Genomic DNA, 12,692 nt, shown 5'->3' with positions numbered 1-12,692 from the left:
TTTTGTCGTACGTGGTTCCGTCCGTTATGTTGCTCACCGTTTGATTTGTTGAGCATTCTGCTGCAACCCCTGATGTAGTGGTCGGGACAGTATTTTCTCTCGATACAAGCTGGGCGCTTCACCGTGAAATCGTTTGAACTGTTTGGAGAAATATAGCGCGTCTGGCAGTCCAACCGATGCAGATACCTGTTCGATGGACAGATCCGGGCGTTCTCTCAGGAGTTGGCGCGACTTGTCGATCCGTAGTTTTAGCAGATAGGTGACTGGTGAAAGACCGGTTTCCTGTTTGAAAATACGAGATAGATACGCACGATTGTATCCAAGACTCGCTGACATTTGTTCAATGGAGACAGGATAGGCATATTGAGTAGACATATATTGAATCATCTGTTTCACCGTACGTCGGATGGAGGATTCACCGGGAATTAAGGTTTGACCCTGCGAAAGGTGATTCTGTGCTTCGGCTAGAATCATATATAACGTACCCAGTGATGTGAAATGGGAGCTTTCTTTGCGCTCGGCAAAAGCATCCTGCATCACGGATAGCCAATCGGATATTCCACAGGATGGTCCAGCATGAAAAACGGACTTCTCCGGGCGGAATCCAGCCTCCTCGGCATGCTGGGCAGCCTGGCTGCCTGTGAAGGCAATCCAGCGATATTGCCATGGGTTGCGGGCATGGGATTGGTAGCTTATCAGTTGCCCGGGATGAATGAGGAAACAATCACCTGCGGATAACTCGTAGGTGTGCAATTCGGTACGGAACGTACCCGCTCCTTTTTCTACATAATGCAGCAGATAATAATCAAACAATTTAGGACCGAGGGCGTGACCCGGAAGGGTCTGGCTTGCCCCGGCAAACAGGACATGCAGTGCGCCTTGTTCATAATAGACCGGATTGGAGGCAACCGAATAACTGAGTGCTCCGCTTTTACCGGAAGGTGATTCCTGTATTTTTTCGTTAGAAGATGCAAGGGATTCTTTCTTGGGGTTGGATTGATCTGACATGGTCGTTTCCTTCTTTCCGGGATGCTCCGATCATTATACGCCTTAAGGTCACATTTATCCATATGAAACACACATGGTTGCATTACAAGAGGCACCGCTTTCTTATATAATAACATTAAGAAAACCACAACAACGAGGCGAGGTGCACCAGCAGTGAACGTAACTGAATTGAAACAAAAGTTTATTGAGAAGTACGGAGAGAGTGGAGCGGACATCCGTGTATTTCATGCCCCTGGGCGTGTGAATCTGATCGGTGAGCACATTGACTATAACGGTGGATACGTGCTTCCGGCAGCACTTGAATTCGGAACAACATTGATCATTCGTGAGCGTCAGGACAACAAGTTGCAACTGGCTTCCACGAACATGTCTTATGAAGGGGGACTAGACACTTCCTCCATCGGTAAGGAAAAAACCGGAGAATGGACCGACTATCCTGTTGGTGTCATGGTTGAACTGCAAGGCAAAGGTGTGAATGTAACAAAAGGCTACGACTTCCTGTACCACGGGGAGATTCCGAACGGGGCAGGACTTTCATCATCTGCATCTCTGGAGGTACTCACCGGATTCGCGATTCAGTCTTTGGAGGGCGTAGCGGATATTGATACAGTTCAACTGGCGCTTCTGTCGCAAAAGGCAGAGAATGAGTTTGTCGGTGTCAACTGTGGGATCATGGATCAGTTCGCTGTCGCAAACGGTGCTCAGGATCACGCGATTCTGCTGATGTGTGACACACTGGAGTACGAAAAGGTTCCTTTCCGTACAGGCTCCTACAAATTGGTCATCGGTAACACAAACAAACGCCGCGGGCTGGTGGATTCGGCTTACAATGAACGTCGCTCCCAATGCGAGCAGGCACTTGCCATCTTGAAGGAACAGCTGCCTGCACTGAATTATCTGGCTCAATTGACGCCAGAGCAGTTCGTAACACTACAAGATCAGATCAAGGATGAGAAAGTAAGGCAGCGTGCGCAGCATGTCGTGGAAGAGAACGCACGTGTTCTCGCATCAGTCGAAGCATTGCAGGGTAACGATCTGGAAACCTTCGGTAAGCTGATGAACGCTTCTCATGAATCGCTTCGTGACTTGTACGAAGTAAGCTGTGATGAGCTGGATGTTATGGTTGAAGAAGCTCAGCGGATTCCAGGCACGCTTGGTGCTCGGATGACTGGCGCAGGATTTGGCGGTTGTACCGTATCACTTGTGCATGAGAATGATGTCGAGCGTTTTGTAAGTGAAGTGGGCGCTGCATATGAAGCGCGTACCCGTCTCAAAGGTGATTTCTATGTATGCGGTGTAGGTGATGGTGTCAAAGAATTGAAGGAGGCGAAGTAAAATGGCAATTTTGGTGACAGGTGGAGCAGGGTATATTGGATCTCATACGGTAGCAGCATTGTTGGAACGTGGGGAAGAGGTTGTTGTACTGGATAACTTGCAGACAGGGCATCGTGAAGCGTTGCTCGGCGGTAAGTTGTATGAAGGGGATCTTCGTGACAAAGAAATTCTGGCGAAGCTGTTCGCTGAGAATTCAATCGATGCAGTCATTCACTTTGCAGCCAACTCACTCGTAGGCGAGAGTATGAAAGACCCGGTTAAATATTATGACAACAACGTGTTTGGTACACTCTGTCTGTTGGAAGCGATGAATGCAGCGAACGTACGCCGCATCGTCTTCTCCTCTACAGCAGCTACCTACGGTGAGCCTGAGAAAGTGCCAATCGAAGAGAGTGATCGTACAGAACCAACCAACGTATACGGCGAAACAAAGCTGATGATGGAACGCATGATGTCATGGTTCGATAAAGTTCAGGATATCAAATACGTTTCCTTACGTTACTTCAATGCAGCTGGTGCTCATGACAGCGGCAAAATTGGTGAAGATCACCAACCAGAGAGTCACCTGATTCCACTTGTACTGCAAACAGCATTGAAACAACGCCCGCACATCGCCGTGTTTGGTGACGACTATGCAACAGAAGATGGCACATGTATCCGTGACTATATCCACGTGAGCGACTTGGCTGATGCACATCTGCGTGCAGTAGATTATCTTCGTAAAGGTGAGAACAGTAATGTGTTCAATCTTGGTAACGGTACAGGATTCTCGGTAAAACAAGTGATCGAAACAGCTAAAAAAGTGACTGGCCTGGATATCCCGGTTGTACAGGAGCCACGTCGTGCAGGTGATCCGGCTGTGCTGGTAGCTTCATCTGCAAAAGCAAGATCTGTCCTGGGTTGGAATCCAAAATGGACCAATCTGGAAGATGTCATTCAAAGCGCTTGGAGCTGGCACCAATCACGTCCTGACGGCTATGGAAAAAACTAGGAGGCGAACACCTTATGTCACAGACTCATATTGCAGCAGGTGCCACAGAGCGGACACCGGAGCAGCAGGAAGCACTGCATGCCATTGAACGTCTGGTTGCATTTGCCTTGCAGAAACAATTAATCGAGGAAGCGGATTGGGATTATAGCCGCAACCTCTTGCTGGAACAATTCGGATTCTCAGAGCCTTATGCCGGCGAGTTGGACACGAATGTGCCCGATGGCCCACAGGCTATGCTGGATACGTTGATCGATTATGGATTTTCCATTGGACTCATTCCTGAAAATAGTGATACATTCCGTGATTTGCTGGATGCCAAAATCATGGGTCATCTGATGGCACGCCCATCTGAAGTGGTACGCGCCTTCCGCCACACGGAGCAGACGGAAGGCATTGAGGCAGCCACATCTCAATTCTATGACTTGTCGATTAACTCCAACTATATCCGTATGGATCGGATCTCGAAGAACGTCTACTGGACACAGGACACGGCCTATGGAGACATGGAGATTACTATCAACCTGTCAAAACCGGAGAAAAGTCCAAAGGAAATTGCCATGGCGAAATTGCTTCCGCCACCGGTATATCCAAAATGCCAGCTGTGTCGTGAAAATGTAGGTTACGCTGGTCGGGTGAATCACCCGGCTCGCCAGAATCTGAGAGTTATTCCGTTGGAGCTTAACAACGAGCCTTGGTTGTTCCAATACTCGCCGTATGTGTACTACAACGAGCACTGCATCATTTTCCATCATGATCATGTGCCGATGAAACTGACAAAGGATACGCTGCGCAGACTGCTTGCCTTTGTTGGGGAGTACCCGCATTACTTTATCGGATCTAACGCGGATTTGCCGATCGTGGGCGGTTCTATCCTGACACATGACCATTTCCAGGGTGGACGTCATACGTTCGCCATTCAAAATGCACAGCCAGAGGCAGTCTTCCGCCATGCGGATGCACCTGGACTTACATTGAGTCTCGTGAAATGGCCAATGTCCGTAATGCGTCTGGCTTCACACGATCCTGCAGAGTTGCTTGAAGCGGGTAACGCCGTATATGAAGCGTGGAAGGTCTACAGTGATTCAACTGTGGATATCGAAGCGTTTAGTGAAGTGGACGGGGAACAAGTACCACACAATACGGTAACACCAATCGTTCGTCGTAGTGCAGATGGTGGTTATGAGATGGATCTTGTCTTGCGTAACAACCGCACGAATGATGTGCATCCAGAAGGCATTTTCCATCCGCACCGTGAAATGCACCATCTGAAGAAAGAAAACATTGGTCTGATCGAAGTGATGGGGCTTGCCATCCTGCCAGGTCGTTTGAAAGAAGAACTGGACAGTATCGCGGATATCCTCGCTGGAGATGCCAAACTTGCTGAAGCCGCCAAAGCTTCTGATCATGTGTTGAACAAACATCTGGGCTGGGCGGAAGAATTGATTGAACGGTTTGGTCCTAAACTGGACAAAGAACAAGCCGTTGCCATTGTACAAGAGGAAGTTGGCTTGAAATTCGCCGAGATTCTGGAACATGCAGGGGTCTACAAATATGATGAAGCAGGACGCCAGGCTTTCCGTCGTTTTGTAAGCAGCATGGGATACACTGAATAGACATGTATAACGATGAACACCAGCCCATAATACAAGGGCTGGTGTTTTTCTGAATATGATTTTTAACGGAGTTGTGAGCCAGTCGTTTGTTCTGTTGGAATTGAACGATAGATCAGGGCAGCTAGCTCTGCTCGGGTTAGGGAGTCATCCGGCCTGAACTGTCCGTGATATCCCACAACCATTCGAGTCTGGGCCAGTGTGGCTATGTAGTCGTGAGCCCAGTGGGAGGAGGGGACATCCTCAAAAGAACTCGTTTGGATCAGCGGCAGGTCCAGCGCGAGTACCAGAATTTTTGCTGCCTCAGCCCGTGTAAGTACAGCATCCGGATGGAAGAAATCATTTAAGCCGTTCGAAATATGGAATCCATCAATAAGGCCAACCTCCTGTAGTTGGGATATAGCTTCAAAGTAGGGATGTGTGGGCTCTACATCTTCAAAGGGAGCAGCCTTTCGGATTATCGGTAGCTCAAACGCTCCGTTGATTATACGAGCCATGTGTTTACGCAAGATTGGCTGATTAGGCCTGAATGTGGCATCGGGATATCCCGTTATCAGACCACGTGCAGCGATACTTTCAATCATCAAGCGTGCCCAATGGGTTGAAATATCACTGAACACAACTGGGGTCAAAGGTGTTGTTGGTTCTTTAGGTTTAGGTTCAACTTTAAGTTTAGGTTCGGTTTTAAGTTCCGTTCCTGTATAAGGTTCCTGGGATGATGCGGCCGTAATAGAGCTACTGGTCCAGAAAGAAGAACTACCACCATGGTTTTCAGAGCTATTAGTCTTTACCCATTTGGCATATAGCGTTATGTCCAGAGTTACGGTATCTCGGTCAAAATTCCAGGGAAGAGATAATGCCGAGTCTATGTACCATCCATCAAATGAAAACCCGCTTTTGCTGGGCTGAGTGGGAGGCGCAATTGCTTGATTATTCTTAGCAATAGCAGAGGAAACGGGGCTTCCGCCTTGAGAGTCAAAAGAGACGGTCAAAGCGGAAATGGGATCTTCCTTATTCGTATATTTGGACGCAGTTGTCACTGAACTCGTCCACTTGGCGTACAGCGTGATGTCCTCAGTCACGGTATCTCTGGCAAAATCCCAGGGAAGGGAGTATACCGAATCCATGTACCAGCCTTCAAACAAAAACTCGTCCTTGGTAGGCTGAGTGGGAGGTACAATGGTTTGCCCATAAGTGGCTTGAGTGACTGCAACCGGGTTCCCTCCAATGGAGTCAAAGGAGACGACCACATTCAGTTTTTGAAAGGGAATGTCATCCCAGTAAGCGAAATCTTGAGCCTCTGAAGGATCAAAACCAGTAATAATAAGGGATGAGTTGCCATGAAACGCTGAGAAACCAATAGACGACACGCTAGCTGGAATGAAGACAGTCGCCAGCCGATTGTCCGCAAATGCCATCGCCCCGATAGAGGAGACACTATCCGGAATGACGACAGAAGTCAGTTGATTGTCTGTAAATGTAGCATGTCCAATGGAAGAGACACGATTTGGAATAACAATAGAAGTCAGCTGGTTAGATGCAAAAGCCCAGTTCCCAATCGTGGAGACATTCTCTGGAATAATGACAGTAGTCAGTTTATTGTTTGTAAATGCGCTATCTCCGATCGACATAACAGTCTCGGGAATAACGACAGAGGCCAGTTGGTTGTTAGTGAATGTGGAGTTCCCAATCGTGGATACACTATCCGGAATGACGACAGAGGTCAGCAGGTTGTATGCAAATGCCAAGTCTCCAATAGTCGTGACAGTCTCTGGAATAATGACAGAGGTCAATTGATTGATTTCAAATGCCCTTTCTCCAATAGTGGAGACGGTATGCGGAATAACTACAGAAGTCAAATGATCGCTGTAAAATGCTTTTTCACCAATAGAAGTAACTGGTTGACCGCCAATGGTTTCGGGAATAATGACATCTTTCGAAGTGCCCACATAGTCGTTTATTGTGATTCCATGAGCGTTGGTGCTTGTTATGAAATCCTCTTCTTTATTCGGCTCAGCATACATAACCATCTGTCCCCAGGGTACGAGGAACATTAGCAGAGCAAAGACGAAGATGCTTGCTTTTTTCAATCCACTAACCTCCTTATTTATTTTAAGAATTTTGAAGTCCTTTTGGTTACAGTACAACTGTTAGATGAGATTAACAATACTGAATCTTCAATAGGTGAGCCGAGGGCACATGGAGTCGCGGTATTTTCAATGACGGCACTCATATTCGTTTTCAGAAATGGAAGATGTCAGTTCCCGCATGTATAATGGTGGAAAGCCATTGAAGACATTATCAATGAAGAAACGGGGACGAATAATTGGAAAAGAAGGCATTGAATATTCCATTGATAACAGATGCAGAGGAACTGCAAGGCATGGTGGGGGAACCGCATGAACATGTGCGTAACAAGGCAATCTCATTTGTGGATTCACATGTTCAGAACTTTATATCCATGTCACCATTATTTTTCCTCTCCACCTCCGATCGTGATGGAAAAAGTGATGTGTCACCTCGGGGTGATGGAGCAGGATTTGTGAAAGTCTATGATACATATCGGCTCGTTTATCCCGAACGCCCAGGCAATCGGCGGATAGACTCGTTGTTGAACATGTTGTCGAACCCTGGTATTGGTATGCTCTTTTTGATTCCGGGTATGAATGAAGTGCTGCGTATTAATGGCACAGCATCCATTACCAAGGATGAGGAATTCATCGCCAGTATGGGCTGGAGTGGTAAAACCATAGGTGCGGCTGTCATTGTAGATGTGGAAGAGTGTTTTATCCATTGTCCGCGGGCATTTAAACAGGCTGGATTATGGGCCTCAGAAACATGGGTAGATGCTGAGAATTTGCCTTCATCAAGCGAGATGTTTCGAGCTCATTTGGAGATTAACGGGTTGTTATAAAGTGAGTGACTATCGATTTGTTTTTCTATAAACAGGGTACTATAATTGGAGTTGCACAAAAATTCTAAACTCCATTGGAGGCGACAATAGATATGAGATCTTTCCAATTCTATAATCCAACCCGGCTGATTTTCGGCAAAGGACAACTGGAAGCATTAAAGACAGAAGTGCCGAAATACGGTAAACGGGTTCTGCTTGTATATGGTGGCGGCAGTATCAAACGCAGTGGTCTGTACGATCAAGTGATCGGTTTGCTTACGGAAGCTGGAGCAGAAGTGACTGAACTGGCAGGTGTGGAACCTAACCCACGTCTTTCTACGGTGCATAAAGGGGTAGACCTCTGTAAAACAAATAACATCGACCTGATCCTCGCTGTAGGTGGCGGCAGTGTACTGGACTGCTCCAAAGCTATTGCTGTAGGTGCCAAATATGATGGCGATATGTGGGATTTTGCTCAGCGCAAAGCCGTTGCACAGGACGCTCTTCCACTCGGTACCGTATTGACCATGGCGGCAACTGGTTCGGAGATGAACTCCGGTTCGGTTATTACGAATCAGGATACACAAGAAAAATTGGGCTGGGGTAGCGCATACTCATTCCCTGCATTCTCTATCCTGGATCCAGTGAATACATACACTGTTCCACTGGACCAAACGGTATACGGCATGGTGGATATGATGTCCCACGTATTGGAGCATTACTTCCATCTGGATGCCAATACACCGGTTCAACTCGGTTTCTGTGAGACGATTCTGCGTACTGTCATGGAAGCAGCGCCTCGTCTGGTTGAAGACCTGGAGAACTATGAACTGCGCGAAACGATTTTGTATTGCGGAACAATGGCACTGAATGGCGTGCTGAATATGGGTCTCGCAGGCGACTGGGCAACACATAATATTGAACATGCGGTATCCGCCGTGTATGATATCCCACACGGCGGTGGACTTGCAATCTTGTTCCCACACTGGATGAAACATAACCTGGACGTGAATGTGGATCGATTCAAACGTCTGGCAATTAATGTATTTGAAGTGAACCCTGAAGGCAAGTCGGACAGACAGATTGCCGAAGAAGGTATCGATGCGCTCAGCAAATTCTGGACATCCATTGGTGCCCCTAACCGCTTGGCTGATTACGATATCGATGATAGCCAGATCGACGTAATGGCAGACAAAGCGATGCTGTTTGGCCCATTCGGTAATTTCAAGAAACTGCAACGGGAAGATGTTGTATCCATCTACAAGGCTTCTCTGTAATTCTATAATCACTGACAAGTGAACGGACACATCCTGTTGTCCAATAACCGCAAGTCTCCTTCATGGGGGCTTGCGGTTATTTCATGTATTCGGGCTGTACACGTGAATGATGGAGGAACATGGAGCAAGAGGAACAGAATGTCGTGATAATACCCATTATCGGGTTCGGAATACATTTGAGGAAAGATTTTGAAACATTTTGATGTTAGCTACGTATTTATTTACATGTGGAATGCTCAGTTAGGATGAATTTGCAGCAGAGAGAGGAGGAACAGGGGATGGAGACAATTTATTGGGGGTGTCTGATCGGAGGAGCAATATTTGCGGTTGTCAGCCTTGTGCTGGGTGACTTGATTGACGGCTTGCTGGACGGAGCCTTCGAAATGCCAGGTCTTGATTTTTTCAAACCCGTTGTGTTAGCTGGCTCCATTACAACCTTCGGTGGGGCAGGCATTATGCTAACACGTTATAGTTCATTAAGTGCGATGTCGGGTCTAATATTATCCCTGCTTATAGGTATTGCTGCAGCCATGCTGGTATTCTTCGCATATATCAAACCGATGCGTAACAGCGATGTCTCGATTGCATTTTCAATGAAAGAGTTATCTGGGAAAATTGGGGAAATTACCATTCCGGTGCCGGAAAAAGGTTTTGGCGAAGTAATGATTCGTTTTGCATCCGGTAGTACGATTCAAACGGCATCCAGTTTTGAACACCTCCCCATTGCGGCGGGAGCCCGTGTTGTTGTGGTGGATGTTGTAGATGGTGTACTGCGTGTGTCGGAATGGGATGAAAATGTACTTAAAGATTTATAAAGTATTCTTATCAACTAAGTAGATTAAGCACTCATCATGAATGAATAAGGGGAGAGATGTGGAATGGAAAATTTGAATTGGGATGTTTTGTTGATTCCTATAGTTGTAGTCGGTGTCATTCTAATTTTAGGTCTGGCTTTCTGGGCGAGATACAAAACGGTTGGACCGGATGAAGCGATGATCGTTACGGGATCATTCTTGGGTAGTAAAAATATCTCCGATGATGATTCTGGCCGAAAAATTAAGATTGTTCGTGGTGGCGGTGCATTTATCCTGCCGGTATTCCAGCAATCTGAGTTTATCTCCTTATTGTCCCACAAGCTGGATGTCTCCACACCTGAAGTATACACGGAGCAAGGGGTTCCGGTTATTGCTGACGGTGTAGCTATTATCAAGGTTGGAGGCGCTGTAGAAGACGTTGCTACGGCAGCTGAGCAATTCATCGGTAAACCTGTAGAAGCGCTGAGAAGCGAAGCACAGGAGGTACTGGAGGGGCATTTGCGGGCCATCCTCGGTACAATGACGGTGGAAGAAGTATACCGGAACCGGGATCGGTTTGCGCAAGAGGTTCAAGGCGTAGCAGCTAGAGATCTGAAGAAAATGGGCCTTCAAATTGTCTCATTTACCATCAAGGATGTTCGTGATAAACAGGGCTACTTGGATGCTCTCGGTAAACCGAGAATTGCTGCTGTGAAGCGTGATGCCGAGATAGCTGAAGCGGAAGCGATGCGTGATGCACGTATTCAGAAGGCCAATGCGGAAGAGCAGGGTCAAAAAGCAGAGTTGCTGCGTGATACCAATATCGCTGAGGCAGCCAAAGAGAAAGAACTGAAAGTAGCCACGTTTAAGCGGGATCAGGATACAGCCAAAGCGGAAGCCGACCAGGCGTACCATATCCATGAAGCTCGTGCGAGACAGACCGTGGTGGAAGAAGAAATGAAGGTTGAACTCGTTCGTAAAGAACGTGAGATTGACCTCCAGGAAAAAGAAATCGTCGTACGTGAGAAGCAATACGATGCCGAAGTGAAGAAAAAGGCAGAAGCGGATCGTTATGCGGTAGAGCAGGCTGCCGAAGCGGATAAAGCCAAAAGAATGCGTGAAGCCGATGCAGTACAGTATTCCATCGAAACACATGCCAAAGCAACAGCTGAGCAGAAGCGACTTGAAGGTCAGGCCATGGCGGATGCGGAACTTGCCAAAGGTACAGCAGATGCAGAAGTTATTCGTTTGCGTGGTCTTGCAGAAGCAGAAGCAAAAGAAAAACTGGCCGAAGCGTTCCAGAAGTTTGGCGAAGCAGCTGTACTCGATATCATTGTCAAAATGCTGCCTGAACTGGCTGGCAAAATTGCAGAGCCAATTGCATCCATTGATAAACTGACGGTGGTAGATACAGGTAAAGGTGAAGGTGCGGCACGAGTGAGTAACTATGTTACTGAACTTATGGCGACCGCTCCAGAGATGCTCAAAAGTGTATCCGGCATCGATGTAGAGCAGCTGATTAAAGGCCTTACGAAGTCTAAAACACCTGCGCCAGTTGCCATTCAACAGAGCGAGGCTGTTACAACTCCTTCTATAATCGACAAGATTGTGGAAAGAGCTGGAGTTGACGAGTAAGAAGCACTTCGAATCTTGCATGGTTGCTCTATTGACCTTAAGGCGAATTTTTGTTACTTTTTAAGCGAGACGTCCGGCGCGGTTTGCCCGCTCCGGGTGTCTTTTCGTTCGTAAGATGGTGTGAAAAAGAGGTGCAAACAATGAGCAGCTTGCATGTAGATAAAGCGCTAAATAATAATGTAATCATTGCACAGCATCCAGAACACGGGGAAGTCGTTGTTATTGGTAAAGGCATTGGCTTTAACCGAAAACCGAGTGATCACATTCCATTGATGGCTGTGGAGAAAATGTTCATTTTGAAAAACCAGCAGGAGCAAGAGCAGTACAAACAGCTTCTTCCACAGGTGGATGAAGCACTGATCGAAATTATTAACGAAGTTATTACGTATATTGCAGAGCGTACGGACGTTCCTCTGAATGAACATATCCATATTGCATTAACCGATCACATTTCTTTCGCGTTAAAACGCAAGGAGCAGGGCATTATCATACAAAATCCATTTTTATATGAAACCCGCGAGATTTATCCTGAAGAATATCGAATGGGAGAATACGCTGTTCGTCTGATCAAAGAGAAAATGGGTGTAGATCTGGGGATGGATGAAATTGGTTTTGTTGCCCTCCATATCTATAGCGCAATGACCAATCAAAATATATCCCAGGTACGTGAACATTCGCAATTGATCACTGATTTGGTGAACCTGGTGTCTGATCAACTCGATTATTCGTTTGAAACGGAATCGCTTGATTACTCTCGTTTGCTGACTCATCTTCGGTTCGCCCTTGAGCGTGTTCGCCGTGGAGACAAAGTGGAAGAACTTCATAAGTTGGATTCCCTGCTTAAGTTGGAGTATCCCGAAATGTACTCGCTTGCATGGAAACTGACCAAAGTAATGGAGAAAAGACTGAAACTGCCGGTTTATCCTGCGGAAGTAGGTTATCTGACCATTCATCTGCAAAGGCTGAATCAGCGGAAGGAAGAAGAGAATAAGTGAGATCATTCCAGTGATGGAATGCGGAATTTATTTTTTTGGTGTAAAGGCTTGCAATAGATTAGAACTGGTGCTACAATGGTTTCCGTAATCAAGCAACTGAATAAACATAAGCGACGTGTTACTGACTCGATCAGGCATGAGTTAATTAAAGTGT

General features: G+C 46.8%; 10 protein-coding genes. 8 read left to right on the top strand and 2 right to left on the bottom strand.

Translation table 11 applies throughout. The annotated features are described in order from the left end of the window. Positions 1-33: 33 nt before the first annotated feature. Positions 34-1,008, bottom strand: a complete 975-nt coding sequence (locus MHH92_RS23180) for an AraC family transcriptional regulator (RefSeq protein ID WP_340906625.1) — start codon at positions 1,006-1,008, stop codon at positions 34-36. A gap of 153 nt (positions 1,009-1,161) precedes the next feature. Here MHH92_RS23180 and MHH92_RS23175 point away from each other — a divergent pair, with 153 nt between their 5' ends. Genes MHH92_RS23175 through MHH92_RS23165 form a run of 3 tightly spaced genes read left to right on the top strand, consistent with a single transcriptional unit; the run spans position 1,162 to position 4,947 of the window. Beyond that, positions 1,162-2,343, top strand: a complete 1,182-nt coding sequence (locus MHH92_RS23175; protein ID WP_340906624.1) for a galactokinase — start codon at positions 1,162-1,164, stop codon at positions 2,341-2,343. Position 2,344: 1 nt separating this feature from the next. After that, entirely contained in the window at positions 2,345-3,334 is a 990-nt protein-coding gene (gene galE / locus MHH92_RS23170) for a UDP-glucose 4-epimerase GalE (protein ID WP_017686840.1), read from the top strand. A 14-nt stretch (positions 3,335-3,348) separates the two neighbouring features. After that, a complete protein-coding gene (locus MHH92_RS23165) occupies positions 3,349-4,947 on the top strand; it encodes a UDP-glucose--hexose-1-phosphate uridylyltransferase (protein WP_340906621.1) in 1,599 nt (532 codons plus the stop codon). A 62-nt stretch (positions 4,948-5,009) separates the two neighbouring features. On the opposite strand, the gene MHH92_RS23160 is transcribed toward MHH92_RS23165, so the two are convergent. After that, positions 5,010-7,034 carry a leucine-rich repeat protein gene (locus tag MHH92_RS23160; RefSeq protein WP_340906619.1) on the bottom strand — a complete coding sequence of 675 codons (2,025 nt, stop codon included), beginning with the start codon at positions 7,032-7,034 and terminating at the stop codon, positions 5,010-5,012. Between the two features lie 236 nt (positions 7,035-7,270). On the opposite strand from MHH92_RS23160, the gene MHH92_RS23155 reads away from it, so the two are divergent. From MHH92_RS23155 to glcT, 5 genes are all read left to right on the top strand, one after another. Then, positions 7,271-7,858: an MSMEG_1061 family FMN-dependent PPOX-type flavoprotein gene (locus MHH92_RS23155; RefSeq protein WP_340906616.1), complete on the top strand. Its 588-nt coding sequence runs from the start codon at positions 7,271-7,273 to the stop codon at positions 7,856-7,858. A 92-nt stretch (positions 7,859-7,950) separates the two neighbouring features. Then, positions 7,951-9,114, top strand: a complete 1,164-nt coding sequence (locus MHH92_RS23150; RefSeq protein ID WP_100529081.1) for an iron-containing alcohol dehydrogenase — start codon at positions 7,951-7,953, stop codon at positions 9,112-9,114. A gap of 278 nt (positions 9,115-9,392) precedes the next feature. After that, positions 9,393-9,929 carry a hypothetical protein gene (locus MHH92_RS23145; protein WP_017686844.1) on the top strand — a complete coding sequence of 179 codons (537 nt, stop codon included), beginning with the start codon at positions 9,393-9,395 and terminating at the stop codon, positions 9,927-9,929. A gap of 63 nt (positions 9,930-9,992) precedes the next feature. After that, the gene (locus MHH92_RS23140; protein ID WP_047844047.1) at positions 9,993-11,543 is read left to right on the top strand and encodes a flotillin family protein; all 1,551 of its coding nucleotides are present in this window, start codon (positions 9,993-9,995) and stop codon (positions 11,541-11,543) included. Positions 11,544-11,683: 140 nt separating this feature from the next. Then, a complete protein-coding gene (gene glcT, locus MHH92_RS23135; protein ID WP_047844046.1) occupies positions 11,684-12,538 on the top strand; it encodes a glucose PTS transporter transcription antiterminator GlcT in 855 nt (284 codons plus the stop codon). The last annotated feature ends 154 nt before the right edge of the window (positions 12,539-12,692 follow it).

It is taken from the genome of Paenibacillus sp. FSL M7-1414 (genome assembly GCF_038003195.1).
Taxonomy (GTDB): domain Bacteria; phylum Bacillota; class Bacilli; order Paenibacillales; family Paenibacillaceae; genus Paenibacillus; species Paenibacillus amylolyticus.
Note: the sequence above shows the minus strand (reverse complement) of the source record. Positions and strands in the feature narration are given on the sequence as shown.